This is a genomic window from Streptomyces sp. NPDC021093 (assembly GCF_044333135.1).
Lineage (GTDB): Bacteria > Actinomycetota > Actinomycetes > Streptomycetales > Streptomycetaceae > Streptomyces.
This window is the reverse complement of the sequence record NZ_JBIRQJ010000003.1, coordinates 1-26632: the sequence shown is the minus strand read 5'-3', so window position 1 is coordinate 26632 and position 26632 is coordinate 1. Positions and strand designations below refer to the sequence as shown.

Below are 26632 nucleotides of genomic sequence, written 5' to 3'. Positions count from 1 at the left end.
CTGTCGGGTTCACCCACTGCGACGGATCGAGCCCTTCCGAATGTGACATCCGCCCCCGGCCCCCGCTCCCGGCCCCCGGCTCCCCGGCCCTCCGGCCCCCGGACGACCTGACCCGCCGGACAGGCCCTAGAAGAGCCCCGCGAGGTCCCGGGCCACTGTCCACGCCCGGTCGGCCGGAGCGGCTGCGATCTCCGGGTCCGCTGCGGCCGCCGCCTCGGCGGACGCCCGGTCCGCGTAGAGGTTGACGCGGTCGCAGAACCGCACCCGGGCCGACCCGCCGGTGCCCGGAGCGAGCGTGAACCAGGCGTTCGGGTGCGAGAGGTCCTCGATGCCGGTCGGCGTCACCGTCAGCGTGATCCGCTCGCCGGTGGCCGGGCAGCCGGTGGTGACCGGGGAACGGTCGCCGAGGATCAGCGGGAACATCAGGGCGTCCGCCACGCACCACTGGTGGTACAGAGTCCCGTGGATCACCGCCGTGTGGCGGGAGTTGCCGACCAGCGAGAGACCGGCGCCGACGATGGTGCCGCGCCCGTCCATCTCCAGGTCGTAGTCGCGGTCCCTGAAGTACTGGACCATCCCGATGCCCCTGGCCCGTTCGGCGTCCGGCAGCATCGCGTCCGCGGTCTCGATGGGCAGCGGGCCGTGTTCGGTCAGATGCCGGACGATCTTCGCACCCTCCCGGATCAGCTCCTGGCCCTGCACGGTGCTCCACTTGGCGAACAGTGCCTCGACGACCCCGGGCATGGTCGCCCGTCCGGAGCCGTCCGTACGGTCTGCGCCCATCGCTCTTCCTCCGCTGTCGTCCCTCGTCACCCCAGCCTCGGCCGGGGCGACCGGCCCCGCAACCGCGGTACGCCGGGTCCGTGTGACGTACGTCCCGGAAGGTCCAGGGGTGAATCGGGCCGCTGTGGGCAGGCAATGCAAGATCCACGTGCCGCGCGGCGGCACGTCCGCACCCGAGGAGACCCCGCATGACCCACGCCACCACCTACGACCAGGACCTGCTGCCCGCCCCCGCCGTCGCCGAGGCGCTCGACGGGAAGCTGACCCGCGGGCGGATGCCCACCGACGCCGTGCACGTCACGGTCAACGCCCGGCCCGCCGCCGTGGAGGGCGACAAGGTGAACCTGTGGCTGACCGGCTCCGGCAAGGAGTACGTGGAGGGCCTCACCGTCGGCGCCGCGGGCAGCGTCGTCTTCTCGGTCCCCGCCGACACCCTTCCCGCCGCCCCCGCCAAGGTCAACGTCTCCTACCACCTGCACCGCAGCACGCAGCTGGTCGGGGTGTCGGCGGTGCTGCACCTCACCGTGGCCTGACGTCTGCCCTGCTCACGCGGCCGCGCGATGAGTTTTCGCGGGCCGGGGAGTCATACCGGGTGCACGGAGATTTCCGCACAGAGGATTCCACGCAGAGGTTTCCACGCGAGGAATCCCGCACCCGGAAGGCAGGCAGAGCATCATGAGCACACTGATCGTCACCGCGTTCGTCACCCTGGACGGGATCGTGCAGGCGCCGGGCGGCCCCGGTGAGGACGACAGCGCGGGTTTCGAGCACGGCGGCTGGCTGGCTCCGTACGTCGACGAGGGCTTCGGCGAGCTGATGGGGAGGATCTTCGAGCGGTCCGCCGACCATCTGCTGCTCGGCCGCAAGACGTACGACATCTTCGCCGGCTACTGGCCGCGGGTCGCCGCCCCTGACGAAGAGATCGCCGGGAAGCTCAACTCCATGCCGAAGTACGTCACTTCGCGCACCCTGTCCACTCTGGACTGGCAGAACTCCCATCTCCTCAAGGGCGAGGCCGCCGAGTCCGTCGCGCGGCTCAAGCAGCAGGTCGACGGCGTGATCATGACGCAGGGCAGCAGCGAGCTCATCGGCACCCTGCAGCAGCACGACCTCGTCGACGAGTACCGGCTGCTGATCAGCCCCGTGCTCCTCGGCACCGGAAAGCGGCTCTTCCACGAGGGCGCCGCCCCTGCCGCCTGGACGCTGACCGAGTCCCGTACCACCGGCGCCGGCGTGCAGTACTGCTCCTACGAGCGGGCGGGGAAGCCCGAGTACGGGTCCGTCGAGTAGGACGCCCAAGAGAATCAGGAGACCCGTGAACTCCCTTGCGGACATGCAGGATTCATGGGGATGGCGTGATGCAGCCATGCGCACGATGTGCGTGATTCCTGGACTCTTCACCTTGTTGTCCCCACCATCGACGGGTGACGACACCACGTAGCACCTCGCCGCACAACGCCCGTGCCCCGCAGCCGAGTTCGGCCCCGGCCGGACCCGGCCGCCGGACCTTCCTCACCGCGTTGGGAGCCCTGGCCACCACCACCGCCCTCGGCGTCCCGGCCTACGCGTCCGAGGCGGCCCGAGACGCCGCCACCGCCACCGAGTACATCGACGTGCAGTTGCTCAACATCTCCGATCTGCACGGGTACTTGCAGGGTCCGACCGGCAGCGACTCCGTCATCCGCGGCAACGGCGGCAAGACGTACACGGTGGGCGGCGTCGCCGCCATGGGCACGCACCTGGAGCGGCTGCGCGAAGGGCGGCGCAACTCGCTGTTCTTCGCGCCGGGGGATCTCTTCTCCGGGTGGGAGTTCGACGCCGCCGCGTTCTCCGACGAGCCGACGATCGAGGCCCTCAACAGGCTGGGCATGGACTTCGCGACCGCGGGCAACCACGAGTTCGACAAGTCCCCCGCCCATCTGGTCCAGCACATGGAGCGCGGCCGGCCGTTCCCGGTCGTCGGGCAGGACACCGGTTTCCCCGACTCCACCGGGCGGCGCTTCCGGGGTGCGGACTTCCCGTACTACTCCGCCAACGTGGTCCGCACCCGCGGCGGGCGGACCGTCCTGCCGCCCTACCACGTCGAGTGGGTACGGGGCCCGCACGGGCGGCGCATACCGATCGGGTTCATCCATCTCACCGTCGTCGGGGCGGAGTTGATGCCGAACTCCTTCCACCCCGGGCTGAAGACCCTCGACGACATCGGCACCGTCGACCGGTGTGCGAAGGAGCTCAAGCGGCGCGGGGTGAACGCGATCGTGCTCAGCATGCACGACGGCGCGGTCGCGGGCGCCGACTTCAACAGCGGCAGCAACCCGTCCGGGCCCGCCTACGAACTGGCCCTCAAGGTCTCCCCCGACATCGACGCCATCGTCACCGGGCACTGGCACACCCGGTTCAACATGATGCTGCCCGACCCGAACGGCGTGCCCAGACCCTTCGTCGAGGCCGGGTTCCACGGCCAGGTCATCAACGAGATCAACCTCCGCCTCGACCCCCGCACCGGAAGGGTCGTCCGGGAGCTGACCGTCTCCACCAGCCACCCCAACACCCGCGACGTCACCCCGCACCCCGGCCTCAAGGCGGTCGCCGACTACTGGGCCGGGCAGGCCGCCGTGCGCGAGCGCAGCCGGATCGGCGGGACGAGCGCGCCGCTCACCCGGACCCGCAACGCGCTGGGCCAGAGCACGATGGGCGACCTGGCCGCCGACTGGCTGCTGTGGGCGGCGCGCAGGCCCGTCCCGTCGTACGACGACTCCAACATCCACCGGTACGCCCCCGCCGACCTGGCCCTCGCACCGATCGCGCCCAAGGTCGGCCAGTCCTTCGTGCGCGGCGATCTGATTCCGGCGGCGGGTTCCGACGGCGCGGTGAGCTTCGGGCAGGCGTGGCGGGCGATCGGATACGGCTGCCCGACCGTCTGCGCCACGGTGACGGGGCAGCAGGTCCACGACGCCCTGGAACAGCAGTGGTCCACCGGGCCCGACGGCGTGCTGCGGTTCGCCCCCCTGGCGGTGTCAGGCAACGTGCGGTACGCCTTCGACGCGGCCGGCGCCGTCGGTGACCGCGTCGACCCGTCGGACGTACGCATCGACGGTGCCCCGCTGCGGCTCGACCGGGACTACCGGGTGGCCGCCGCCTCGTACACCTTCCTCGGCATGGACGGTTTCCCGGCGCTCAGCACGTACCGGGAGCCCTACCGGCACCCGCGCGACTTCGAGAGCTTCATCGCCCACGTGCGCGACCGGCGGATGCTGAAGCCGTCCGCGCTGGACCGCGTCACGGCGAAGAACGCGGGGCTGCGGGGTGCCGCCGCCGCTGCCGGGCGGATCACGGACCCGCCCACGCCCGTACGGGAGGACGGCAGCCCGCTGCCGGCGGCGGTCGCCGCGATCCTCACGGCGGGCGGACCGCACGCCCGGCTCCACGGCGGGCACCGGCCGCCCTGCTGAGGTCCGCCGCCAGGTTCGGCAGTCGGGTTCAGCAGTCGGGTTCAGCCGCCACGTTCAGCCGTTCGGCCGAGTTCCGGTGCCTCCGGAGTGGGCGGTACGCGTGAATGCCGGGAGAGTCGAGGGAGGGGAGAGACACAGCGCGGTCGACCGGGGCGCGCCCGGAGGAGATGGGGCTGGCATGGACAACCGGTGCACGGGATTCGTCGAGTGGTGGGACCGAACAGCCGGGCGGGGCTACATCGTCCCGCTCGGCTGGCAGGACCCGATAGCGGTCCGGCGCGACGACATCGAGGGCGACTGCAAGAGCCTCTCCCCCGAACAGCAGGTCACCTTCGCCCTGACCCTGGGATCCAGCGGGTTCGAGGCGAAGGAGGTACGGCCGTAGGGCTCTCAGCCGCCCGGGTGGTCCCGGTCCGGGCGGTGCGGGTGGCCCTGCTCGGGGTCGTCGTCGAGCGTCTGCCAGGTCTTGCCGTGCTGGCTGCCGCCGGTCGGGTGCGGCTCGCTCTCGTCCACGCCGGGCGACTGCCGCTTGCTCGACGCGCGGCGGCTTCCCCAGACGAAGGCCGCCAGCAGCACGAGGACCAGCAGGACACCCAGCACGATGAGCAGCAGGGAAGCCGTGTGCTCGGCCGACAGGACCACGGAAGAGTTCATGTGTTCCTGGGTACCCCCGATGTGCTCACCCAGCAATCGGGGGTGTCCGTGGGGAGTCATTCACGGGCACCCGGGTGAAATCGGGCACCCTACCGGTGTCAGCTCCGGGCGGGGTCCGCGTGCATCCAGTACGGGCGGTTCTGCACCGCCACCGGCGGCGACTGGTGGACCCAGGCGCCGACCGGTTCCCGGCCCTTGAGGAGCTCGACGAACTCCTTCGAGCGCGCGCCGTCCTGATGGGGGGCCTTGCCGAGGGTGACCTTCACCTTGCCGGTGGCCCCGCTCAGGTCGTACCAGGTGTACGGCGAGAAGACGTTCAGCGGGGCGGCCAGCGGCTTCGCCACCGTCACCTCCTTGACCTTGACCTTGCGGGATCCGTACTCGGTGAACGGGGCCGCGCTGACCGGCTGCGCGGTCAGCCCCCGCAGATTGGCGTCGACGGTGTAGTAGCGCTCGGCCTCCGGGTACGTGCCGTCCGGGTTCGCCCTGCCGAAGACCCCGCAGTCGACGTGCCAGACGTCCACCGCATCCGCGCGCCGCTTCGCCTCGTCCGGCGGGGCGGCCGCCGGGGTCGTCGCGTTGGGCACGGGCAGCACGATCGCGAAGCCCGCCTTGTGCTTGGGCTCGGCGAACAGGTCCTTTCCCGCCTTGATGGCGTTGTCGTTGTCGCAGTCGACGTGGGTGCGCCAGAAGCCGAGACGGCGCGTCTGGTCCTCGCCCATCGCGTACTGGCGGTACGTCAGCTTCGGGGTGAGGGAGGCGTCCTTCGTCGGGAAGGCGACGATGTTCAGCTCGATCTCCTGCGTGATGCCCGACCCCCTCGCGAACTGGGCGAAGTACTGCTGGTAGTTGAGGGAGACCAGTGCCTTGCCGTCCTCGAAGATTCCCGCCGACAGCTGTTCGCCGCCGCTGGACGCCCTGAGCAGGGCCTGGACCTTGTCCGCGGGCAGGAGGTAGTCGAAGCCGATGTTGGTGAACGTGCCGTAGAAGAACGGCAGGCTGCTGCCCTCGACGGCGGCGGGCAGGGAGGCGTCGTTGACGGTGCTGCTCATGCGCGCTGCTCCTTGGGCGAGTCCTTGGCGGAATCCTTGGCGGAATCCTTGGGAGAGTCCTTGGCGGAGGAGGAGTGAGTGGACGAGGAGTGGGCGGACTGGGCGGGGACGGTGGCCGACTGCGCCTGCGTCCGGACCCGTCGGGCCGCTTCGGCCCGCGCCTCCGCGAAGAGCTTCGCGTCCAGTTCGTACGTCGGTGCGGCGTGCAGGCCCTTGGCCGCCAGGTCGGCCTTGGGGTGCGGGTTGCGGTAGAGCCGCTGCGACTCGTCGCGCAGTGCGAGCATCTGCGGTACGGCCTCGTGCATCAGCCTGGGGCTGCCGTGGAAGGCGACTTCCAGCAGGGCCATCATGAAGGCGTAGCGCTTGTTGAACTTCGCCGCCTGCCGGTGGAGTTCGGGGTTCCCCGCGTAGTCGGCCAGCTTCGCCTCCGGGTCGATCGGGTACGCGTCGTCCCAGGTGATGTCGAGCAGCGGTCCGCTCGGTGCGGAGCGCGGCAGGTCGTGCTTGCCGTACCGCCGCCCCTCGTGGATCTCCTTGAAGCGGAAGTAGTGGGCGACCTGCCGCTCCTCGCCGAAGATCTTGTCGTCGCTGTCCCAGATGGTGTCCTGGCTGCCCTCGCCCTGTTCACTGATGACGTCGACGGCCAGCAGCGCGCTCCCCAGGCCGGTGACGGGGAACACCTCACCGCCGGAGTTGTAGAAGTCCGCCGGGCCGAGCTGGTGGCCGGCCGGGCCGGTGAAGATGGTCCTGTTCTGCTCGCGGGCCGCCTTCTCCAGGGTGTCCAGGCCGGTGCGGACGGCCGCGTAGAACTGCCCGATGGAGGTCCAGGTCCGGTCCTGCGCGTGCGGGTCGGGCGGCACCAGCGAGCGGGGCAGCTCGATGCGCATGAAGGTCTTCAGGGCCTCGGGCGAGTAGTGCCTGAGCTTGATCAGCGGCAGGCTCGGGGCGGCGAACGGCAGCCGCGCCGGGTAGCTCCGTACGACGTGCGAGAGGTCGGGGGTGCCGCCCACCGCGTTGAGCAGGTTGGCCGCCAGGGTGAGGTGGAGCATCTCCTCCAGGACGACGCCCCGGATCACCTCGCAGCCGTACGCGTTCGTCCCCGGCACAATCGAGTACAGGCCCGTGAGGTACACGGGGATCGTCAAGTGCTCGATCTCCAGGGCCGCTTGGAGATAGGTGCGGAGTTCTTCGACGGTCTTCGGCGGGGCGAAGTCGGTCTTCGCCAGCTCGTACACGGTGCTCACGGCGTCACCTCGTCCGTGCTGTGGAGGCCTGCCGCGGAGGTGACCGTGGCAGGCCCGCGCGGTCCTGCCACGGTCACCGGCTGGTGCAGCTCCGCCAGGTCCCGGTGGATGCGTTCGGCGCTGCGCAGGGCGAGCGCGGCCATGGTGAGGGTGGGGTTGCTGGTGCCGATGGACGGCATGCTTCCGCAGCCGACGGCGAAGAGGTTCGGGTGGTCGTGGGTGCGCTGGTCGGCGTCGACCACTGAGGTCGTCCTGCGGGCGCCCATGACGTGGGTGCCCGCACCGTGTCCCGCGCCGTGGTAGCCGAGGTCCAGGGGTTCGAACGTCTCGTCCGGCCGGTGCTTGAAGTGGCCCACGGGCTTCGTGCCGTCCTGCTGCGGCCCGAGCTCGGTGTGGTCCTTCGCACCGAGCCACTTGAAGATCTGCTCGGCGGCCCGGCGGGCGGCGTACAGCCCGTCCATGACCCGTTTGTCGAGGTCGTAGTGGATGACGGGGCGCGGATTGCCCATGCCGTCCCGGTGCGTACGGGGGTCGATGGTCACCCGGTTGGTGGCCACCGCGTGCTGCTCGACGGCGATCTGGAGCTGCACCTGCCGGTTGATCTGGTCGCCGAGGGAGTGCCGCAGCTTCGGCCCGAAGTACCCGTCGGGCCTGACCTCGCCGTTGGCGTCGCCGCCGAGGCCGAGCATCCGGCCGACGCTGCTGAGCGGGGCTCCGGTGGCCCAGCCCCACCCCCAGTTGCTGATCTCGATGCGGAACGGCGCGCGGGCGAGCCGGCCGGGTCCGGTCCTGAAGCACTCCAGGCCCGAGGTGTGCCCGGGCCCGCGGAAGGCCCCGATCGGGTCGTTCGCGGGCATTTCCGCCCAGGACAGCAGGGTCGGGTGGTCCATCAGGTGGCAGCCCACGTAGCCGCTGCTGTTGGCGAGCCCGGAGGCGAGCAGCAGCACCGCGTTCTCGACGGCGTGCGCGGCCAGCACGACGATGTCCGCCTCGACCGTGTAAGCCTGGCTGGCGGGCGTCGCCGGGTCCCCGTACTCCCGGAACTCCACCCCTCGTACGCTGTCGCCGCGCCCCGGCAGCACCCGGCTGACCACGCACCGCGTCGCCACGTGCACCGAGTCGGTGAAGTCCTGCTGGAGGCGCAGCGGCGAGGACTTGGCCTGTACGGGGCAGATGGGCGTGCAGCTCGCGTTGCCGACGCAGCGCTCCCCGAAGTTGGGGATGCCGACGGCGCCGCGCGGCCGGTACGGCTTGCCGCTGCCGTCGTCGTACAGCGGGTTGGGCGTGCTGTTGCGGCCCTGCGGCAGCCCGTAGACCTTCAGCTCGTACGCCTGCTCCTTGGCGACCTTGTCCCGGTACTCCTTGCCGTCGAGGAGCCCCCGGAACCGCTCGTCCTGGTAGCTCGGCGGGATCTCCTCCATCGGGTACTGGTAGTCGGCGTCCGGTACGACTCCGAGCTCGTGCTGTGCGCAGGCGTTCCCCGCGGTGCCGATGAGCCGTTCCGCCTCGCGGAGGTGGCCCTCCAGTTCCTTCGCCGTGACCGGCCAGTCGAGGCCGTAGTGGTACGTGCTCTTCGTCGCGTAGTCCTCGGGGAACATCCGCGGCACCGCGCCCAGCCAGTGCATCGCGGCCCCGCCGAGCGCCCGGATGTAGTCCGTGCCGTACGGGAAGGGGCCGGTCTGCTTGAAGTGCCCGGTGGCCAGGTAGCGGCCGGTCTCCCGGTCGGGGCTCAGGTCGAGGACGTCGGGGAAGGGGGCGGCGACGTTGCGGCGGTAGGCGGAGTTGGGCACCTTGGCGACGGCGCCCGAGAAGGTGCGGACGGTGTCCTGGAAGCCCTCCCAGGTGTCGGTGCCGCCGTTGCCCGCCTCCAGGACCAGCACCCGCCAGTTCTGTTTGCCGAGGTGCCGGGCGAGCAGACTCCCCGTCCAGCCGCTGCCGACGACGATGGCGTCGTACCGCCGCCCGTCGACGGCGGCTCCGGTGGTCTTGACGGTCATCGGTCGCTCACCTGCTCTCCTTCTTCTCGTACGGGCTCTTCTCGTACGGGCTCGGGGTGCGGGGCGGCGAACGGCACCGCCGACGGAGGGACGGAACGCGACGTGCGGGCACCCGGCAGCAGGTGTCCGGGCACTTCCTGGGCGACGGCGTCGGACGGCCCGTAGTCGGCCGGGTCGTACGCGGCCGAGGAGGCCAGGACCTCGCGGGCGATCTCCGCCTCGGCCGGCAGGACCGGCGGGTCGTCCGCCCACGTCCCGAAGCCCGGCGGCTTCGCCCCGGCGGGGTGTCCGCCGAAGGACCGCCAGACCAGGCCCTCGGGATAGCTGGTGGGCGAGGCCATGGATTCGGCGTTGGGGCGTTCGCGGCGCAGTTCCGCGTGGACGGCGGGCGCGAGCCTGGGCCAGGCGCCGGTGTACCAGAGGTACACCAGTGCACGACCCAACTCCCGCTCCAGTGCCGGGAGTTGCACAGGCCCTTGGCCGGTCCGCAGCAACTCCTCCCACACGTCGAGGAAGTCGGCGAAGTGCTTGGCGCCGACTTCACGGCGCGCGGTGTCCAGGTAGAGCTGTGCCATGCCGGTGCCGTGCAGGTCGTACGCACCGAAGCCGGTGAGCGGGACGCAGAGCCGTACGAAGCGCGTGAGCGGGGCCTCGACCGCGGCCGCCTCAGGCTTGCTTGTCGACATCAGCGCCTCCCTTCTGCTGTCGCGGCGGGAGCAGGTGGTCGGCCAGCCGCTGCGCGAGGGCGACGGCGGTCAGGGTCGGATTCCAGGACCCCGAGGTGGGGAAGGTGGCCGCACCGCCGATGTACACGTTGCTGACGGTGTGCAGCCGGCAGTTCAGGTCAGTCACCGAATTCGCGGGGTCGGTACCGGTCCAGAGCGTGCCGGACTCGTGGACCAGCGCGTCCTTCATGCGCGCGGGCGGCACCTTCTTCTCCCAGTGGCCGGGTCCGCCGGGGCCCGCCGGGTGCCAGTACTCGATGTCCTCGCACTCCCTGCCGAGGATGTCCGTGACGACCTTCTGCGCCTCCGCGTCCATACCGGCCCGCAGCTCCAGGTCGGTCGGGGAGGGCGCGAAGCGGAGCACGGTCGTGTCACGGTCGACGTACACCCTGCTGCCCTTCATGTCCTTGGGGTCGCTGCGCCATTCGCCGAGGGTGTGGACCATGAAGCCGATGTGGTCCGCGTCGGCGAGCTGCTGCAGGAACTCCTGGTCGAAGGAGTCCGGGATGAGCCGGTAGAGGTCGGGGACGGACTCGGCGGGCTCGGGGTTGGAGGCGGCCATCAGATGGATGTGGAAGTCCCGCTTCTTCTGCTGCACCGTGAGCTCGCCGCGCAGATAGAGACAGCCGATCTGGAGTCCCCTGACGCCCCCCAGGTCCGCCGCCCACGCCGCGCGCGGCACCCGTGCCGAGAACCAGGAAGCGACGTGGCCGCCGAGGTTGGTGCCCGCGAAGTCCGGGAGGACTCCGGCGAAGGAGTTCTGCAGGAGTCCTGTGGGTTCGACGACTCCGTTGGCCAGCACGACCTTGGTGTTCTTCCCGAGGGCCAACAGGCCCTGGGTGGTGGAGAGTTCGGTGGCCCGGTGCAGCTTGGCGCCGCCGCCGGCCCCGGGCGTCTCGCTGACGTGCCGGATCTCCTGCACCTCGCACCCGGTGACGATGTCGACGTGGTGCGGATACCGCTGGGTGGCCTCGATCAGCAGCGGTACGGGGCTGAACTTGCGGAAGCCGAGGCTGGAGGTGGTCGCCCGGGACGCCAACTCGACCTCGTATCCGGGCTCTTGGATCGTGTCGTTGAAGACCTTGGCGTCGAGCCACTTCCTGAGCCGCCCCACCAGCTTCGGCTGGAGGCCGCCGAACTGCACACCCATGTCGTGCGGCAGGACCGCCCCGAGGTACTTCCTGGCCGGCTCCCAGTACGGCGTCAGGCCGTCCACCACCGCGGCGGGCCAGCCCGGCATCTGGAGCCGCGTCGGCCTGGGGATCCAGGTGCTCCAGAACTGTGCGCGCCCGCCGAGGTAGGGGATCTGCGGGGCGAGGTCGAAGCTGCGGCCTCCGGTGTTCTCCGCGCGCCACGGCTTGGCCACGGCGTCCATCATCAGCCGCTGGTAGCGCGGATGCAGGTTCTGCACGTGCTCGGGCAGCAGGAAGCCGCCCTTCTCCAGGAGCAGCACCTTGAGCGCCCCGCCCCGGTTGTTCTCCATCAGCCGGTCGAGGACGGCGGCTCCGACGGCCCCGCCGCCGACGATCACGACGTCGTACGGCTTGTGGGCGACCTTCTTCAGCGTCTTGCAGTAGTACGTGGCGACCGGGTCGCGGTCGGCGGGGAGCGGCGGACCCGTCGCGAAGGGGGCGTCGTCGATGTCGAGCATCGTCGAGCCGTCCGCGACGACGGGTCCTGACGGGGGCTCCTGGTCCGCCTGGGAGCCGGAATCGTGATCGTCGGGCTCGGTGCACGGGTCGGGATCCGCGTCGGACTCTCTTCCAGTCACGCGCATGCCTCCTCGAAGTGGGCGAAGGGCGTACCCGGCTGCTGCAGTTGCCACGGATGCCGAGTGGAGGCTGTCTGCCACACATCGGCATATGCACAAACACCGGGCAGCAAAGCGGAAACGCTTGGTTGAGACGTGTACATGCAGATCCTGCCCACCGGGGAGCGCGATGGAACGATTTTCCGCTCATGCGCGAAATGGCTCCAGGAGCCCGGAAATTCACCACACAGGGTGAATCTTCGGACGGATGAACAGCGCTCATTCCCCCGTACGTGATGCATGGACCCGCCACGCACCGAGCAGCCATGACTGCGCCGAGGCGCCAACCCCCCTTCTTCCGCCCGGCGGTGCTCCCAGGGAAGAGGTTCACCAATGCAACTGAACGTCCTGATGTCGTGGGCATGTGCCACCGCCATGAGCATTCCGCTGCCGGCCGCCGCTCCGGTGGCGGGACCGGCGGCGAAGTGCGAGACGGCTCCCCCGCCCGGCGCCCCGTACCTCTGCGACAACATCCGGCTGGGCCCCGCCGAACTGCCGAAGGACCGGCCCGTCGCGGCGCTCGTGAAGGGGTACGACCCGCTGGGTCCCAAGCTCAAGGACAAGGCGTTCCTCAAGGCCCACTCGTACCTGCAGGGTTCGAAGTTCCGCTGGAAGTACCCGCCCTTCGACGGGTTCCTCGTACACCGGGTCAACGGCGAGGACTATCCGCTGAAGAAGCCGCGCGTGCTGAAGCCCGGGACGTTCCTGGACCGCTTCGGGCCGCCCTCCGGCCGCTACCTCAGCCCGGCCGGCGGCTCCTTCGCCTCCCGCTCGCTGCCACCGGACGCACTGAACACGCCACAGGGCGGCCCGCCGCACAACTACTACTGCTACAAGGTGACTTCGGGGTTCACCGCCGACTACGGGCCCGTCGCCGCCGCGTTCGAGCAGCCGGGCGGTTCGGCCCAGTACCACCTGGCGTACGACCCGGCCGATCCCTCCCGCCCGGCCAGGACCCGGGTCGAGGACCTCGCGAAGGACAGCAAGTACCTGGCGCTGCAGGCGGATCCCAAGGCCTGCGCGACCCGGTGACCGCACCACCACACGCCCCTCCTCCTGGGGCCGTCCAGTGGGACAGCCCCAGGAGGAGGTCACTCCGCGGTACGACCTGACCCGCCGGACGGGCCCTAGTCGGCGGACAGCACCAGTCGGCGGGCGAAGTTGCGGTACCCGGCGCGTTCCATGGCGGCGGCCGTCGGGGTGTTCGTCAGGTCGGTGTCGGAGCGGATGTGTGCCGGGTCGGTCTCCGCGACCAGGATCCTGGTGATCTCGGCCAGGATCTCGTCCACGTAGCCGCGGCCCCTGTGCTCGGGGAGCACGCCGAGGTAGCCGACCACGGGTCCGCCGTTGTTCCGCGAGGGCAGGCCGAAGCCGACGGCCTCGCCCTCGGGCGTCCTGGCGACCCGCCACCAGGACCGGTCGCCCAGCATGTGGTCCCGGTAGAACTCCACGTCCGCGCGGGCCTGTTGGGCGGTGCCGACCTGCTCGGCCGCGCGCCGGGTCGTCGCGTCGAGCGTGTCCTCCAGCACCCGCCGGAACAGGTCGACGAAGACCTCGTCATCGGGCTCGGCACTGAACCGCAACCGCCCCGACAGCGGCGGGCCCGACGTCGGCGCGGAGACCCCGGCCGCCGGCGTCCATTCGTAACGCAGCCGCTCCAGGCTCCTGGGGAGCCCGGCGTGCCGTGCGACCTCCCGCCGCCACTCCAGCGCCGCGACCACATCGGGCCGCTCGCGCCAGTCCCCGGGCAGGAAGATGTGGAACGCCGGCGGGACGGCAGCTCCGTCCCGTGCGTACGCCGCGTGTGCGGAGGTGAGCAACTCGGCTGCGAGCGCGGTGCGTTGAGCGGGGGAACCGACGGATTCGTGGACGTACACGGCGTCGAGCGCACCGGGCGTGGGCTCGCCCCGGTTGCCCCACCAGACGGCGACCGCGAGCGGCACACCGCCCGAGGGAACACCCGACGGGTCTTCGGCGATCCAGGTCCACTCGGGGCGGTACTGGCCGTCGGCGAGCTTGGCCCGGTAGAGGTCGGCCGTCAGCGTGCTGGCCGGGTCCGCCACGAGGAGCGGCAGAAAGCGGTCGAGATCGGACTCGACGATGGAACGGTGAATCAAGGCGTCTCCAGGATGGTGAAGGAGGCGCGAGCAGATCGGGAGTGGCTCAGCCAACCCGCGTAGGTACGGGGGTGGTTCAGCCAACCCGCGTACGTACGGGGGTGGTTCGGCCGATCTGAAGCGCCGGGTTCGCGGTGAACATCGCGGCCTCCCTTCTGCGTTGGAGTTGCTACGGGTCCGTGCGGGACCACCGGCCCCGCGGCCGGCGGGAGCGAAGCTAGTACATCACCCGTTCAAGGAGCAACAGGTTTCCTTCGGCACCCGCGGGGACCTCGTAGATCCGTCCGTCCACGCCCGACCGGTAGAGCCTGCCCGCCGAGAAGCCGTGCTCCCCGCGGCCGTAGGTCACCTGGGTGGAGAGGGGCAGGCCCGACTGCACGGTGCAGAGGCGCTCTCCTTCAACCCGCCAGATCCGGCCCGCCGCGTGCGTGGTGATCAGCGGGCGGCCCCGGCCGTCGAGCACGAGTCCGTCGGGCAGGGCGAGGACGTCCGCGAGGGGCGTGGAGATCCAGCGCTGCGGGTGTGCCGGGTCGTCGGCGCGGATCCGGTACAGACCGGGGGCGACGGTGGTCTGGATGACGTAGACCTGTCTGCCGTCCGAGGACACGGCTATGCCGTTGGGCTGCGACACCTTGGCCCAGGCGGGGTCGACCCGTCCGTCCGGAGTGACGCGGCCTATGTTCCGGCCGCCCAGGGTCGTGGTGTAGACGGTGCCGTCGGGCGCGAGGGCGACGCCGTCGATCCCGCCGAGACCCGAGGCGTACGTGCTGACCCGACCGGAATCCGGGTCCACCTGCAGGAGTTTCGACCTCGGGAACAGCCCCCCGGTGGTCGAGTGCACGAGGTCGTTGCCGGTGCCGACGAGGAGTTGGCCGTCGGGGCGGACGACGACCCCGCCGTTGGCCCCGATGTTCCCGGTGAGGGCGACGGGCGCACTGCCCGGTGCGTCGATGCGGTAGACGCGGCCGGAGAAGTAGGCGGTGGCGAACATCCGGCCCCGCTCGTCGACGGCGATCGACTCGACCCAGTCGGGCAGGTGCGCGACCTGGCGGGGCGGTGCCGGATCCGTGGCCTCGCAGGCCGGTGCCGCGTGGGCGGCGGCGGGCGCGAACAGCCCGGCGGCGACGGCCAGTACGGCTGCGGGCAGGACGCTGCGCGCTCGGAAGGAGCGGGAGGGACGAGAGGGACGGGCGGGCTTCGAGGTACGGGACAGCCTGGGCTTCATGTGTGTCCGTCCTGGTCGGTTGGGGGTGACGGGGTGAGGTGAGGTGAGGCGGGGGCCGCCGGTGTGACGGCCCCCGCCGGTTCTTCCGTACGGTCAGGCGCAGCGGCCTCTCGGGCGGGCGCGGGTCACCACGTCGGGGGTGCCTGTCGTGGCGTCCAGCCAGACCACCCGGCTGCCCGCCACCGCGGCGGCCGACGCCTGCTCGCCGCGGTTGCAGGAGACCCGGCCCTTGCGGGTGGCCGGGGCCTGCGGGTCGCCGCCCGCCGCGAACTGGTGGAGTTTGGCGGTCGATTCATTGCTGATCACGGTGTCGGCGACGTACCCGCCGACCGTCACGGTGTCCTCGGAAACCGTCAGGTCGTAGGCGTTGAGCGCCTCGGGACCGGTCTGCGGGCTGAGGTCGACCACACCAGAACCGTCGAGCGCGGCCCGGCGCAGCGCGGTCTTCCCCTCCGCGAGGCCTTCGTCGAGGAGCCAGAAGACGTGGGTGCCGTTGATCGCCGTCGGGCCGAGGCGGGTGCTGTCGGGGGCCGTCTGGATCGCCTTGTTCTCACCGCTCGCGACGTCGACGACCCGGGTGGTCCACTCGTACACGGCGGCGCTCACCGGTTCCCCGGCCCGCAGCGCCACCCGTTCCTTCGACTGGTAGGCGACCTTGCCGTGGCTCACCGAAGGGGCGTAGGCGCGGTGGTACGTGCCGCCGCCGAACCGCACGATCTTCGTCGGGTCCTTCAGGCTGAGGTAGGCGACGCCCTGGCGCCCGCCGTGGTTGTAGTAGGCGAAGGTCACGACGTCACCGTCGATGCCGATCCCGCTGCCCGTGGCCCGGCCCTCCCACAGCTTCCTGACCGGTCCGCCCGCGAGCGGCCTGGCCAGGATCTCCGTACGGAGAGGGCCGACCGCCTGCCACACGACGGTCTTGCCGTCGGTGGCCGGATTCACGTGGTAGCGGCCGTCGTTGGGGCTCATCAGCTGCGTCTGGCCCTTGCCGTCGGCGCGTCCGGCCCACACCGAGTACGGTTCCGAGCCCGCCTCGTTGGACTTGGCAGCGGCCCACCAGCCGCCGCCCGCACCGAGGTTGGTGTCGGTGGTGTTGATCCGGCCGAAGAGCTTCTCGGAGTCCAGGCCGAGCGCCTGTTCCCAGCCGGGGACGATGCCGTGTGCGGTGAAGGCGCGGGCGAGGGCCTGCTGTGCGGCGGCCCCGACCTTGAGGTCCTTCGCGGCGGCGAGCACCGCAGCCCGGCCCTCGGTGAAGCCGTCGAGCGGGGTGAGGTACTGGGTGAGCGCCTTGTAGACGACCTTGTCGGTGAGTGCGCCGCCCAGTTCCCCGCGGGCGTCCCAGAGGGCGCCGCCGAAGATGGTCGAGTTGAGGTGGACGCCGCCGTTGTCGCCCGCGAAGCCGACGCCGACGAACGAGCCCGCCGTGGTCCGCCCGTCGCCCAGGTCGCGCAGCGCGCACTCGCGCGGGGTCTTGGTGCGGCAGAGCCGCTCGCCGATCAGGCCCGAGTCCGGGTCGGTGTCCGGGACGCCGTGCGCTGCGGTCTCGATCGCGTTGCCGAAGTAGTCGGCGACGGCCTCGTTCACGGCGCCGGACTGGCCCGCGTAGACGAGGTTCGCGGAAGTCTCGACCACGGCGTGCGTCATCTCGTGGCCGACGACGTCGAGGCCGGCGGAGAGCGGGAGGTACTCCTCGTCGCCGATTCCGTACACCATCTTCTGGCCGTCCCAGAAGGCGTTGACGTACGGCATGCCGTAACTGTTGACGCCCACGAGGGAGTTGATGGTCATGCCGCGGCCGTCGAGGCTGTTGCGGCCGTGCTTGTCGCGGAAGTAGTCGTGGACCCGGGCGGCTCCCCAGTGCGCGTCGACGGCGCCCGCGTCGGTGGCCTCCTGGCCGAAGTCGGCGGTCGGTGAGCTGAACTCCAGGAGGTCGTCGGGCCAGCGGCCGGACACCTCGCTCGCCCCCTTGCCGCGTGCGTCCCAGGTGGACAGGGAGTGCACGTTTCCGTCTTCGTCCTGGGGGATGCGGGTGCGGTCGCGCAGCACGTGGCGGCCGCGGCCCTCGTCGAGTTCGACATCGAGGGCGACGGGCTTGCCGTCGAGCCTGCTGCCGGTGCCCTTCTCGGCGACGGCGGCGGCGCGGGCGGGCTCGGCGCCGGTGTCCGTACGCTCTCCGGCGCCCGTACGTCCTCCGGTGCCCGTACGTCCTCCAGTGCCCGTACGCTCTCCGGCGAACGTCTTGATACCGCTGTACTGGAAGACCGGATATCCGGCCCCGGCGTCGATGTAGACCTCGCGCAGTACGGGTGTGCCGCTGGCCGGATCGGTGCCGCGCACGGTCACATGCTGGGTGAGGACGCCCGGCCCGTTGGGCAGGACGACGAGCCCGCGGGCGGTGCCGGTGAGCGGCGGCGCGCTCTCGTCCGTCTCTCGCGGCGGCTGCGCCTTGCCCGTCCTGCCGGTGAAGTGCTGTGCTTCGAGTCCGCTGAGGACCGCGTCGACGGCACGCTCGACGGCGAGCGCCTCACCGACCTGCGGGGTCGTTCCGGTGCGCAGTTCGGTGAAGTACTTGCCCGAGGTGCCGGTGACGACCCGCTGCCCGCCCTTGTGCTCCATGCGGACGACGTACTGCCCGCCGAGCACGGGCAGCCCCCGGTGCCGCTGCTGCAGCCGGACGGTCTCCTGACCGCCCGCGGCGGTCGTTCCCGCCGGTACGAGGTCCCGCTCGGCGTTCGCGATCCGGTAGCGGTCCTGCTTCCCCGCCAGGTGGGTGCGGGCTGCTCCGGCCGCGCTGCCGGTGGCGGGGACGGCCTCACGGATGCCCTGCACCAGGGCGGGCGTCCGGGTGTCCTGGCCCGGGACCACCTCACCGGGACCGGATCCACCGAATCCCGTCGCCGGAGCGGCGGAGGCGGGCACCGCCGACAGAACGAGTGCGGCGACGCCCATCAGCGCCGCCGCACCCGATATCCCGTTGCTCCGCGTTCTTCGACCGCCGCTGCGGTCTCCGGATCTTCCAGGGTGACGCATCGTCTCCCAACTCCCCTCACTCGGTGTGCCGTTGGCAGCTCACCAGTCGGCAGGGGACATCGAAACGGTGATGCGCCGCCGCATCAATGGGGCGCGGGTGCCAGGAGTCGACTTCCGGCCGTCGAAGGCGCGGTCTGGGCGGGGACCGAGGAGGTGGCGGGGGTCGGGGCGGGGGCCGAGGAGGTGGCCGGGGCCGGGATCTTGCCGCAGAACTCCGCCTCGATCACATTGACGTAGAGCATTCCGTCCCGCAGCCAGTCGCCGTTGGCGTTGAACGTCAGCTGGTGCTTGCCGTCCGGAGTGCCGACCATCCCCGACAGGGAACCGTTGGCCCGGCCGCTCTTCCCCACCACCTTGACGCCGCACGAGAGCGTGGCGAATTCGACCCCGAGCCCGAACCCGGTCCCGTCCGGCGCCGGGACCTCTTCGAGCAGCTCCTTCATCTGCGCGCGGGGCAGCAACTGGCCGCGCATCAGGGCGCGTTGGAACCGGTTGAGGTCACCGGTCGTGGAAATGACATCGCCCGAGGCACCCAGCCAGGTCATGTTCTGTTCGGTGGCGTCGTGGATCGGGGCGTCGGGGGCTTCCTGGTGGAGCCGGGAGTAGCCGACGGGGTGCGGGTCCGGCATCTTCGGCGACGTACCGGGGAAGGACGTGCCGCGCAGCTTCAGCGGCCCGAGGACGCGCCGGGTGACCTCCTGTGCGTACGAGCGGCCCGTCGCCTTCTCGATCACCATCCCGGCGATCACGAAGTTGGTGTTGGAGTAGTACGGCGTCTGCTTGGGGTCGGGCGGCGGCGGCAGCTTCAGGGCAACGGCGACGAGCTCCTCCGGCGTGTGGGTGTCGTATCTGTGCTCCGGGAAGCCGGGCCCCGCGGCGTTGTGGATGAAGGCCTTGTCCTCGGTGTGATTGGGGAGACCGCTGGTGTGGTTGAGGAGTTGACGGAGGGTGATGGTGGAGCCGTCGTAGCCGTTGCCCCGGACCAGTCCTGGCAGCCAGGTCTCGACGGTGTCGTCCAGGTCCAGCCTCCCCTCCGCCTCCAGCTGGAGCAGGACGGTCGCGATGAGGGTCTTGGTGATGCTGGCGCCACGGAAGCGGTCGTCGGCCGTACGGTCGCGGCCCGTGGCAGTGTCCGCGTATCCGTACGAATCGAACCAACTCCCCTTCCTGTCAAGGGTGGTTGCCGCGACGCCGGGCAGCCCGCCCTTCTCGACGAGATCGCGCAGTGCGGTCCGGGTGGCCGCGTGGCCCTCGCCCCGTCCGTCGTGCGCCGACTGCGCCGACTGTGCCGCGTGGGCGGACGGGGCGAGCGTGGCCGCCCCCAGGGCCGTGGCCAGGGCGAGTGCCAGGCCGATGGTGGCGGAACGGGCGGCCCGCTGCGTCATGGGATGTCCTCCAGGTCACCGAGTGGGGCGGAACCTGCCCCTGTGCTTCGAGTGACGCGGAAGACGGGCGGGAGGGTTGATCCTCGGATGGATCGCTGGACCGATCGCCGGAACTACGGCCCGGGGCCTACGACTTGAGGGCTACGGCTTGCGTCCGCACCACGCCACCAGCCGGTCGATGGCCGGCGCGTCCGCGTCGACGTCCACCGCGGCCCCGAACGGCGCGCCCTCGCGCGGCCCTGCGGGCAGCCCGCGCCGCATGGCGGCGTACGAGATCGCCACGATCTCGGGGTCCCAGTCCGGGAGTTGACCGGTGGCGGTGGCCACGTCCCAGGTGTGCACGGTGAATTCCGAGGTCCAGACCGCTGCCGCGGCGGCACCGGGAAGGCTGCCGAACGGCAGGTTCAGCGTCCGGCCCAGGACCGCGGGATCCGCCCACGCGGCCTCGACCTCACGCACGGCGGCGTCCCACGCCTCCTGCCACTCACTGTCCGCGATGTCTTCGGCGACCGTGGGGAGGGTCGCCACGTCGCCGCCGCGCCCGGCGAGTGCGATCCGGCGCAGGACGGCGACGAGATGCCCGGCCAGCCGCCTGACGGTGAATTCGGTGCAGGGCGTGGGCCCGTCGAGCTGCTCGGGCCGGACCGCGGCGACGGTACGTCCGGCCAGGGCGACCGCCTTCAGCAGACCCTGGCGAGGGTCGTCGGTGGCGGCGGTGGCATCGAGGGCGGAAGTGGACTGTGCGTTGTTCCCGGTGTGAGTCATGACCTCATCCTGGAAGCCAAACAGGCCATCTTCTGGCCACTTTCCCGAAGAGAATGATCCGCATGAGAGCCGATCGCCTGGTGGCCACCCTGTTGTTCCTCCAGACCCGCACCCGCGTGACCGTGGCCGAGGTCGCGGCCGAGCTCGAAGTGTCCGAGCGGACCGCGCGCCGCGACCTGGAGTCCCTGTCCGCCGCGGGCATCCCCGTGTACTCGCAGCGCGGGCGCGGCGGCGGCTGGTCACTGGTGGGCGGCGCCCGTACCGACCTCACCGGGCTCACGGCCGAGGAGATCCGGGCGCTGTTCCTGTTCGCGGGCCCTTCGTCGACCACGCCCGAACTCCGCACGGCACTGCGGAAGTTGGTGCGTGCCCTGCCCGCGCCGCTGCGCTCGGGCGCCGAGGCCGCTTCGCAGGCGGGCTTCGTCGACGGCACGGACTGGTCGCGCGCCGACGCCACGGCCGCCGAGCCCCAGCTCGCCGCGCTCCGGCGGGCCGTGCTGGACGGGACGCAGGTGCGGCTCGGGTACGCGGCGCCAGGCAAGCCCGATGGCGTACGGACGGTCCATCCGCTCGGACTCGCGGCCAAGGCCGGTCACGACTACCTCGTCGCCGACACCGAGCGCGGTCTGCGGACCTTCCGGCTCGACCGCGTCACCTCGGTCGTGGCGACCGGCGAGCCCGTCGTACGGCCGGACGGCTTCGACCTCCCCACGGTCTGGCGTTCCCTGGCCGCGCGGATGGAGGACCGGATGCACGCGGCGACCGTACGGGCCCGGGTCGAGCCGGGCGCCGTGGGGCGGCTTGAGCTGCTGTTCGGCGGGCGGGTGCGGTTCGGTTCCGTGCGGCCCGACGGCTGGACGGAGGTACGGGTCGCCGGGCCGACGGCGGAGGTCGTCGCGGCGCAGCTTGCCGTGCTGGGGGCGCGCGTCGAGGTGCTGGACCCGCCGGAGGCGAGGGAGCGGCTGGCCCGTCTGGCGGTCGAGCTGGCCGGTGTCTACGGACCGCCGGACTCCGCCTGACCAGCACCGTCCGACCGACTCCGGCTGACCGGCTGCCTGATTGACTCCGTCCGACCGAACAGATTTGCCTAAATGTATTAGGCGAATGCATAATAGGTGCAGTCGAAAGGGAGGTTGGTTATGGCTCGCGAAAAACTGACCGTGGAACGCCTGACCCAGGCGGGGGCCGAGCTGGCCGACGAGGTCGGCTTCGAGCAGGTGACCGTCTCGGAGATCGCCAGGCGGTTCGAGGTCAAGGTCGCGAGCCTGTACTCGCACCTCAAGAACTCCCAGGATCTCAGGACCAGGATCGCCCTGCTCGCCCTGGAGGAACTCGCCGACCGCTGCGCCGCCGCGCTCGCCGGGCGGGCCGGCAAGGACGCCCTGACCGCCTTCGCCGACGTGTACCGCGACTACGCCCGGGAACACCCCGGCCGCTACGCCGCGACCCAGTTCCGGCTCGACCCGCAGACGGCCGCCGCGAGCGCCGGTGTCCGGCACTCGCAGATGACACGGGCGATCCTGCGCGGCTACGACCTGACGGAACCGGACCAGACCCATGCGGTCCGCCTCATCGGCAGCGTCTTCCACGGCTACGTGAGCCTGGAGATGGCCGGCGGGTTCAGCCACAGCGCCCCGGACTCACAGGAGTCCTGGACGCGCAGCCTGGACGCGCTGGACGCGCTGCTGCGGAACTGGCCGACCGAGAAACAGGAACAAGAACAGTGATCACCACCTCCCTCACCACCCCCATAACCGCCGAACTCCTGCGCGGCGCACTGGACCTGGAGCAGACCGAGCACGGCGTGCTGCCGCACCGGCTGCCCGCCCGCGCGCGCAAGCAGATCCCGGACGGCCAGCTCGCCATGGCCGAGGCCCAGCCCTCCGGCGTCCGGCTGGCCTTCCGCACCCGGGCCACCGCCGTCGCCCTGGACACCCTCCGTACCAAGAACGCGTACCAGGGCGCCCCGCCCCGCCCGGACGGCATGTACGACCTGCTCGTCGACGGCGAGCTGGCCGGGCAGGCCGCCACCACCGGCGGCAACGTACTGATGGTGGACATGGCCACCGGAACCAGCGAGACCCTGCCGGGCCCGGTCGGCACCGTGCGCTTCGAGGGCCTGCCCGACCGGATCAAGGACGTCGAGATCTGGCTGCCGTACAACGAGATCACCGAACTGGTCGCGCTGCACACGGACGCAGCCGTCGAGCCCGCTGTCGTGCCGGAGAGCCGCAAGGTGTGGCTGCACCACGGCAGCTCGATCAGCCACGGCTCCAACTCCGCGAGTCCCAGCACCACTTGGCCCGCGCTGGCCGCCTCCGCCGGTGGCGTGGAACTGGTCAACCTCGGCTTCGGCGGCAGCGCGCTGCTCGACCCGTTCACCGCGCGCGCCATCCGGGACGCCCCCGCCGACGTGATCAGCGTCAAGCTCGGCATCAACCTGGTCAACTCCGACCTGATGCGGCTGCGCGCGCTGGGCCCCGCGGTGCACGGCTTCCTCGACACGATCCGCGAGGGCCACCCCACCGCACCGCTGCTGGTCGTCTCGCCGGTCTGCTGTCCCATCCACGAGGACACCCCGGGCCCCAGCGCCCTCGACCCCAGTACCCTCGGCGAGGGTCTGCTCCGGTTCAAGGCCGCGGGTGACCCTGCCGAGGTGGCCGCCGGGAAGCTGACGCTCAATGTCGTACGGGCCGAGCTGTCGCGCATCGTCGCCCAGCGCGCCGCCGACGACCCGCACCTGTACTACCTCGACGGCCGCGAGCTCTACGGCAAGCAGGACTTCGCCGAACTGCCGCTGCCCGACCAGCTCCACCCGGACGCCGCCGCCCACCGGCGCATCGGCACGCGCTTCGCCGAGCTGGCGTTCGGCGCGGACGGAGCGTTCGGAGCGGGCGCGGCCGACGGAGCGTTGGCGGCCGACGTCGCGGCCGACGGCACGCCGGTCCGGTAGCCGTGCGGCCGCCCGCCGGTGACGGCCGGTCCCCCCGGCTCGTCTGGTACACCTCGTACGGCTCCAACACGCATGCGCGGCGGCTGTCGTACTACCTCGCGGGCGGGCGGCCGCCGGGGGCCGCCCTCAGCAACCCTGGCTGCCGCGACCCCCGGCCGCCCGCCGAATCGGTGCCGGTCGAGCTCGACGGCGTGCTCTACTTCGCCACCGAGTCCGCGCTGTGGACCGGCGGCCGGGCCTTCTTCGACCCGGCCGCCGCGGGGCGGGTGCTGGCCCGGGCGTACCTCGTGACCGAGCAGCAGTTCTGCGACATCGCCGCGCAGGAGATGTACCGGCGGCCGGGCGGGCCCGACCTCGATCTGTCCGGCGCCGTGCGCGACGGCCGGGCCGTGCTGGGTCCCGGCAGGTACGAGACGCTCGTCTGCCCGGGGACCCTGCGCGGCCACCCGCTCCTCACCTTCACCGCGCCGTGGGGCGTCGACGACGTGGCGTGGAACAGGCCGTCCGCCGCGTACCTCCGGCACATCTGCGCGGGGCTCACGGAGACCGGCGCCTGGTCGGCGGAGACCCTCGCCGCCTACGTGGCGGGGTGCCCGGGAGCGGCCGGCGCATGGAGCGTGCGGGAGGTCGCGGAACTCCTGCGCGAGTCCTGACGAGTCGGCTACGGCCGCCTGACCTCGTACTGGAAGCAGCCGTACTCCACCGCCCGCACGTGCACCAGCGCCACGGCCGGGTCGGCGAACGCCTCGTCGAAGGCCCCGTCGAAGCCGGCCCGCGCGTCCTGGGGGATCTCGAAGAGGCGACCGCCCACGATGCGCCCCGCCGCGTCGTACCGGCGGATCGTGCGCAGCGCGCCGGGCCGCGCGAAGGGGTACTCCCGCAGATGCCGCGACTCCCCCGGCTCCCCGCACGGTTCGGCGTGGATGAACACGGGCCCCGTCTCCTCGTAGGCCCCGGGCTCGGCGCCCGTCTCCGCCGCCCAGCGGCGCAGCGGAGCGTACGACACGAGGGCCACCCGCTCACCGGCCTCGACGGCCCGCAGACAGCAGCGCAGCGGGCTGCCCACGCAGTCCAGGGGCACCCCGTCCTCGCGCGCGGTGAACGGCTGCGGAGGGCGGCCCGCGTCGTCGACGGCGCGCAGTTCCTTGAGGGCGGCAGGGGGGACGGGCAGCGGTGTGTAGGTGGTGGTCATGTCCCCAGCGTCGGCCGCCGGAAGCCGGCACGCTGGCGGAAATCGGACACCGCGCTCGCCACGTGCGCAACAGCGGGCGGCGCACGTGAGATGTGCCGCAATCCGGGCGATCCGGTCAAGGCCGCCCGGTGGACCCCTTAGCGTACGGACCATGTCCATGTCCTGTGTCCTCACCAAGGTGTGCTCCGGCTTCGAGCAGCGCTTCGCCGAGTTCGCCTTCGAGCCCGGCTTCGCCGCCGCGGTCGACCAGCACGTGGCCGAGATCCGCGCACGCCTCGGGGCGAGCAGCTCCGGACTGGAGCCGCCCGCCCCTGACCGGGCCGCGCTCGTCGACTACGCCCTCGGGTTCACCGACGGGCTGGCGGAGACGGGGTGGCGGGAGCCGGTCGCGTACGACTACGCGGTGTGCCGGCTGACCGCACTGACCTGGCTCGTACGGCGCCACCACTTCGTCGGTCCGCGCAGCGGCTGACCCGGCCGCGTCACCGCACGTCGCACGTCACATGGGGTCGACGCGCTCCGGGTTCGTGACGGGCTGGTTGCGCACCGCGTCCTCGCGGCCCGCCCGGTAGGCGCCCTCGTGGGAAGCGTCGGCGGCGGGGTCCTTGGCCCGCATCCGGCCGGTCTCGGCCTCCGCCGTGTCCATCCAGCGCTCGATGCGTCCGCGCATCGGCTGGATCATCGCCCCGCCGACACCCACGATCAGGATGCCCGCGACGGCGGCCAGCGCAGCGATCAGGACGGGCTGGGTCACGGTGGTCGCGATGCCGACCTGGCCGAGGGCCGCGATCACGCCGAGTGCGACGATGACCGCCCACACCAGCCTGGCCACCATCGGCCCGTACGAGGCCGCCGACAGCACGCCGGAGACGATGCCGCGCACGGCGTTGGCGATGGCCATCGCCACCACCACCAGGACGAGGGCGATCAGTGCCCTCGGGAGCCAGGCGACGATCCCGTCGATCATCCCGCTGACCGGGTTGGGCCCGAACACGCCGAACGCCAGCTGCAGGGTGACCAGCAGCAGCGCGTAGTACACGACCTTGCACACCAGTGAGGTCGCGTCGTACTTGGAGTTGTCGAAAATCTTGGCGGACCCGGCCCGTTCGCTGAGCCGCTCGAAACCGACCTTGCGCAGGACCCGGTCGAGCACCCTGGCGATCAGCTTCGAGACGAACCAGCCGATCACGAGGATCACCAGGAAGCCGGCGAGCTTCGGCACGAACTGGGCGACCTTGGACCAGGCGTCGGAGAGCCCCTGCTGGAACTCCACCGCGAGCGCGGTGTCCGCAGGGAGCGGGAGCTGGGCTGGAATCTGGGCTGAGAGCACGATCAGACCTTCCTTCGACGCGTTACTTCTCCGCGTACTTCTCTGATCCGTGCCTATCAGCGCCCCGCCGCGGGCGCCTGCGGCCACCGCCAGGACACCGCCGAACGGGTGATGACCAGGGGGCGGACCCCCCTCCGGGCCTCCTGGGCCGGTCGGGGGAACTCCGGCGTGTTCGCGGTACGGGACGCACCGCACGTCGCACTAGTGGTGATAGAGGCGCGGTTCCCGCAGAGCAGTCACTCGGGGCAACGGAGCAACGAGGCCGCGTGCTCGACGGAGGTTTGCCATGCGTTCCACGCGTTCCATACGTTCCCTGCGCGCCCTCACGGGTCTCGCTCTCGCCGGTGCCGTGCTGACCCTGTCCGCGCCGCATGCGCAGGCCGTGTCGGCGAGCTGCCAGAAGGCGCTGGACGACGCGGAGATCGCGCAGCGGAACTTCGACACGGTGAGCAAGGACCCGAACGCGTCGCCCGAGGACAAGAAGAACGCCGAGGACGAGGCCAACATGACCGCGTCCACCGCCCAGCGCTTCTGCAACTCCACGGACCCCGCGGTCACCGGGCCGGTGCGGGCCGGAATGGGCGGTTCCCAGGGCGGCGGCGGAACCACCGAGATCGTGGGCGGCACGGCGCTGCTCGCGGCGGGTGCGGTCGGCGCCGTCCTGGTGGTGCGCCGCCGTGCGGCGGCCGGCCGGAACTGACGGTTCCGCGCTCACCATCCGGAACCGACGGTCCGGAGCTGACGATCGGTCCGCGCCGTGCGCCGGGCAGGTGCACGGCGCGGCGCCCCCCCTCCCCCCCGCCCCCACCCCCCCCCCCCCACAACCCCCCCCCCCGCGGGGCCCGCCGCCGGGTCGCGGGTTCACCCGCCCCACCCGCCCCCCCGGCCCGCCACCGCCCGCCCGTGGACCGAATAAAA

25 protein-coding genes are annotated in these 26632 nt (G+C 71.5%); 11 read left to right on the top strand and 14 right to left on the bottom strand.

The genetic code is table 11. From position 1 onward, the window contains the following. Positions 1–126 precede the first annotated feature (126 nt). Positions 127–783 (bottom strand): organomercurial lyase, encoded by a 657-nt coding sequence (gene merB / locus ACH4SP_RS09150; protein ID WP_398412127.1) that lies wholly within the window; start codon positions 781–783, stop codon positions 127–129. A gap of 188 nt (positions 784–971) precedes the next feature. Here merB and ACH4SP_RS09145 point away from each other — a divergent pair, with 188 nt between their 5' ends. The 4 genes from ACH4SP_RS09145 (at position 972) to ACH4SP_RS09130 (ending at position 4620) form a co-directional block, all read left to right on the top strand. Then, the gene (locus ACH4SP_RS09145; protein ID WP_398412126.1) at positions 972–1316 is read left to right on the top strand and encodes a hypothetical protein; all 345 of its coding nucleotides are present in this window, start codon (positions 972–974) and stop codon (positions 1314–1316) included. A 142-nt stretch (positions 1317–1458) separates the two neighbouring features. Further along, a complete protein-coding gene (locus ACH4SP_RS09140) occupies positions 1459–2073 on the top strand; it encodes a dihydrofolate reductase family protein (protein ID WP_398412124.1) in 615 nt (204 codons plus the stop codon). A gap of 134 nt (positions 2074–2207) precedes the next feature. Continuing rightward, positions 2208–4235, top strand: coding sequence for a bifunctional metallophosphatase/5'-nucleotidase (locus tag ACH4SP_RS09135; protein WP_398412121.1), 2028 nt, complete (start codon positions 2208–2210; stop codon positions 4233–4235). 178 nt (positions 4236–4413) lie between these two features. Beyond that, positions 4414–4620 carry a cold shock domain-containing protein gene (locus tag ACH4SP_RS09130; RefSeq protein ID WP_398412118.1) on the top strand — a complete coding sequence of 69 codons (207 nt, stop codon included), beginning with the start codon at positions 4414–4416 and terminating at the stop codon, positions 4618–4620. Between the two features lie 5 nt (positions 4621–4625). Here the strand turns inward: ACH4SP_RS09130 and ACH4SP_RS09125 are convergent, their stop codons facing one another. The 6 genes from ACH4SP_RS09125 to ACH4SP_RS09100 form a co-directional block, all read right to left on the bottom strand. Next, the gene (locus ACH4SP_RS09125) at positions 4626–4889 is read right to left on the bottom strand and encodes a DUF6479 family protein (RefSeq protein WP_398412116.1); all 264 of its coding nucleotides are present in this window, start codon (positions 4887–4889) and stop codon (positions 4626–4628) included. A 98-nt stretch (positions 4890–4987) separates the two neighbouring features. Beyond that, the gene (locus ACH4SP_RS09120; RefSeq protein ID WP_398412115.1) at positions 4988–5941 is read right to left on the bottom strand and encodes a hypothetical protein; all 954 of its coding nucleotides are present in this window, start codon (positions 5939–5941) and stop codon (positions 4988–4990) included. Beyond that, on the bottom strand, positions 5938–7185 hold the full coding sequence (locus tag ACH4SP_RS09115) for a ferritin-like protein (protein WP_398412113.1): 1248 nt from the start codon (positions 7183–7185) through the stop codon (positions 5938–5940). Before ACH4SP_RS09115 ends, ACH4SP_RS09120 begins: the two co-directional genes overlap by 4 nt. Continuing rightward, on the bottom strand, positions 7182–9182 hold the full coding sequence (locus ACH4SP_RS09110; protein ID WP_398412111.1) for a GMC oxidoreductase: 2001 nt from the start codon (positions 9180–9182) through the stop codon (positions 7182–7184). The genes ACH4SP_RS09115 and ACH4SP_RS09110 overlap by 4 nt, the downstream gene beginning before the upstream one ends. Further along, entirely contained in the window at positions 9179–9868 is a 690-nt protein-coding gene (locus ACH4SP_RS09105; protein WP_398412109.1) for a hypothetical protein, read from the bottom strand. The genes ACH4SP_RS09110 and ACH4SP_RS09105 overlap by 4 nt, the downstream gene beginning before the upstream one ends. Then, entirely contained in the window at positions 9849–11678 is a 1830-nt protein-coding gene (locus ACH4SP_RS09100) for a GMC oxidoreductase (RefSeq protein WP_398412107.1), read from the bottom strand. The genes ACH4SP_RS09105 and ACH4SP_RS09100 overlap by 20 nt, the downstream gene beginning before the upstream one ends. 372 nt (positions 11679–12050) lie before the next feature. On the opposite strand from ACH4SP_RS09100, the gene ACH4SP_RS09095 reads away from it, so the two are divergent. Beyond that, on the top strand, positions 12051–12749 hold the full coding sequence (locus ACH4SP_RS09095) for a TNT domain-containing protein (protein ID WP_398412104.1): 699 nt from the start codon (positions 12051–12053) through the stop codon (positions 12747–12749). Between the two features lie 95 nt (positions 12750–12844). Here ACH4SP_RS09095 and ACH4SP_RS09090 read toward each other — a convergent pair whose 3' ends face one another. The 5 genes from ACH4SP_RS09090 to ACH4SP_RS09070 all read right to left on the bottom strand — a co-directional run bounded on the left by ACH4SP_RS09090 (position 12845) and on the right by ACH4SP_RS09070 (position 20239). Beyond that, positions 12845–13834 carry a GNAT family N-acetyltransferase gene (locus ACH4SP_RS09090; RefSeq protein ID WP_398412101.1) on the bottom strand — a complete coding sequence of 330 codons (990 nt, stop codon included), beginning with the start codon at positions 13832–13834 and terminating at the stop codon, positions 12845–12847. A 217-nt stretch (positions 13835–14051) separates the two neighbouring features. After that, complete coding sequence (locus tag ACH4SP_RS09085) at positions 14052–15059, bottom strand: SMP-30/gluconolactonase/LRE family protein (RefSeq protein ID WP_398412098.1); 1008 nt, start codon at positions 15057–15059, stop codon at positions 14052–14054. Positions 15060–15152: 93 nt separating this feature from the next. Beyond that, positions 15153–18008, bottom strand: a complete 2856-nt coding sequence (locus tag ACH4SP_RS09080; RefSeq protein WP_398412096.1) for a M4 family metallopeptidase — start codon at positions 18006–18008, stop codon at positions 15153–15155. Between the two features lie 164 nt (positions 18009–18172). Beyond that, on the bottom strand, positions 18173–19474 hold the full coding sequence (locus ACH4SP_RS09075) for a serine hydrolase domain-containing protein (RefSeq protein ID WP_398412095.1): 1302 nt from the start codon (positions 19472–19474) through the stop codon (positions 18173–18175). A 141-nt stretch (positions 19475–19615) separates the two neighbouring features. Further along, positions 19616–20239, bottom strand: a complete 624-nt coding sequence (locus ACH4SP_RS09070) for a TIGR03086 family metal-binding protein (protein ID WP_398412093.1) — start codon at positions 20237–20239, stop codon at positions 19616–19618. A gap of 62 nt (positions 20240–20301) precedes the next feature. Here ACH4SP_RS09070 and ACH4SP_RS09065 point away from each other — a divergent pair, with 62 nt between their 5' ends. From ACH4SP_RS09065 to ACH4SP_RS09050, 4 genes are all read left to right on the top strand, one after another. Continuing rightward, complete coding sequence (locus ACH4SP_RS09065; protein ID WP_398412091.1) at positions 20302–21258, top strand: helix-turn-helix transcriptional regulator; 957 nt, start codon at positions 20302–20304, stop codon at positions 21256–21258. A 120-nt stretch (positions 21259–21378) separates the two neighbouring features. Then, positions 21379–21966: a TetR/AcrR family transcriptional regulator gene (locus ACH4SP_RS09060; protein ID WP_398412089.1), complete on the top strand. Its 588-nt coding sequence runs from the start codon at positions 21379–21381 to the stop codon at positions 21964–21966. Continuing rightward, a complete protein-coding gene (locus ACH4SP_RS09055; protein WP_398412086.1) occupies positions 21963–23192 on the top strand; it encodes a GDSL-type esterase/lipase family protein in 1230 nt (409 codons plus the stop codon). The genes ACH4SP_RS09060 and ACH4SP_RS09055 overlap by 4 nt, the downstream gene beginning before the upstream one ends. A 2-nt stretch (positions 23193–23194) precedes the next feature. Continuing rightward, a complete protein-coding gene (locus ACH4SP_RS09050) occupies positions 23195–23845 on the top strand; it encodes a histone deacetylase (protein WP_398412084.1) in 651 nt (216 codons plus the stop codon). A gap of 8 nt (positions 23846–23853) precedes the next feature. Here the strand turns inward: ACH4SP_RS09050 and ACH4SP_RS09045 are convergent, their stop codons facing one another. Next, entirely contained in the window at positions 23854–24384 is a 531-nt protein-coding gene (locus ACH4SP_RS09045) for a DUF1203 domain-containing protein (RefSeq protein ID WP_398412082.1), read from the bottom strand. A 151-nt stretch (positions 24385–24535) separates the two neighbouring features. Between ACH4SP_RS09045 and ACH4SP_RS09040 the strand changes: the two genes are divergently transcribed. Continuing rightward, positions 24536–24856, top strand: a complete 321-nt coding sequence (locus ACH4SP_RS09040) for a DUF6401 family natural product biosynthesis protein (protein ID WP_398412080.1) — start codon at positions 24536–24538, stop codon at positions 24854–24856. A 27-nt stretch (positions 24857–24883) separates the two neighbouring features. On the opposite strand, the gene ACH4SP_RS09035 is transcribed toward ACH4SP_RS09040, so the two are convergent. After that, on the bottom strand, positions 24884–25714 hold the full coding sequence (locus ACH4SP_RS09035) for a hypothetical protein (protein WP_398412078.1): 831 nt from the start codon (positions 25712–25714) through the stop codon (positions 24884–24886). A gap of 286 nt (positions 25715–26000) precedes the next feature. Between ACH4SP_RS09035 and ACH4SP_RS09030 the strand changes: the two genes are divergently transcribed. Then, a complete protein-coding gene (locus ACH4SP_RS09030) occupies positions 26001–26414 on the top strand; it encodes a hypothetical protein (protein ID WP_398412075.1) in 414 nt (137 codons plus the stop codon). Positions 26415–26632: the final 218 nt, after the last annotated feature.

Excerpts from the sequence above, each read along its gene's own strand:
- ACH4SP_RS09125 (WP_398412116.1), bottom strand. The coding sequence starts at position 4,889 with ATGAACTCTTCCGTGGTCCTGTCGGCCGAGCACACGGCTTCCCTGCTG.
- ACH4SP_RS09060 (WP_398412089.1), top strand. The coding sequence starts at position 21,379 with ATGGCTCGCGAAAAACTGACCGTGGAACGCCTGACCCAGGCGGGGGCC.
- ACH4SP_RS09130 (WP_398412118.1), top strand. The coding sequence starts at position 4,414 with ATGGACAACCGGTGCACGGGATTCGTCGAGTGGTGGGACCGAACAGCC.
- ACH4SP_RS09045 (WP_398412082.1), bottom strand. The coding sequence starts at position 24,384 with ATGACCACCACCTACACACCGCTGCCCGTCCCCCCTGCCGCCCTCAAG.
- ACH4SP_RS09030 (WP_398412075.1), top strand. The coding sequence starts at position 26,001 with ATGCGTTCCACGCGTTCCATACGTTCCCTGCGCGCCCTCACGGGTCTC.
- ACH4SP_RS09075 (WP_398412095.1), bottom strand. The coding sequence starts at position 19,474 with ATGACGCAGCGGGCCGCCCGTTCCGCCACCATCGGCCTGGCACTCGCC.
- ACH4SP_RS09080 (WP_398412096.1), bottom strand. The coding sequence starts at position 18,008 with ATGGGCGTCGCCGCACTCGTTCTGTCGGCGGTGCCCGCCTCCGCCGCT.
- ACH4SP_RS09110 (WP_398412111.1), bottom strand. The coding sequence starts at position 9,182 with ATGACCGTCAAGACCACCGGAGCCGCCGTCGACGGGCGGCGGTACGAC.
- ACH4SP_RS09070 (WP_398412093.1), bottom strand. The coding sequence starts at position 20,239 with ATGACTCACACCGGGAACAACGCACAGTCCACTTCCGCCCTCGATGCC.
- merB (WP_398412127.1), bottom strand. The coding sequence starts at position 783 with ATGGGCGCAGACCGTACGGACGGCTCCGGACGGGCGACCATGCCCGGG.
- ACH4SP_RS09140 (WP_398412124.1), top strand. The coding sequence starts at position 1,459 with ATGAGCACACTGATCGTCACCGCGTTCGTCACCCTGGACGGGATCGTG.
- ACH4SP_RS09120 (WP_398412115.1), bottom strand. The coding sequence starts at position 5,941 with ATGAGCAGCACCGTCAACGACGCCTCCCTGCCCGCCGCCGTCGAGGGC.
- ACH4SP_RS09040 (WP_398412080.1), top strand. The coding sequence starts at position 24,536 with ATGTCCATGTCCTGTGTCCTCACCAAGGTGTGCTCCGGCTTCGAGCAG.
- ACH4SP_RS09065 (WP_398412091.1), top strand. The coding sequence starts at position 20,302 with ATGAGAGCCGATCGCCTGGTGGCCACCCTGTTGTTCCTCCAGACCCGC.
- ACH4SP_RS09095 (WP_398412104.1), top strand. The coding sequence starts at position 12,051 with ATGCAACTGAACGTCCTGATGTCGTGGGCATGTGCCACCGCCATGAGC.
- ACH4SP_RS09085 (WP_398412098.1), bottom strand. The coding sequence starts at position 15,059 with ATGAAGCCCAGGCTGTCCCGTACCTCGAAGCCCGCCCGTCCCTCTCGT.
- ACH4SP_RS09105 (WP_398412109.1), bottom strand. The coding sequence starts at position 9,868 with ATGTCGACAAGCAAGCCTGAGGCGGCCGCGGTCGAGGCCCCGCTCACG.
- ACH4SP_RS09145 (WP_398412126.1), top strand. The coding sequence starts at position 972 with ATGACCCACGCCACCACCTACGACCAGGACCTGCTGCCCGCCCCCGCC.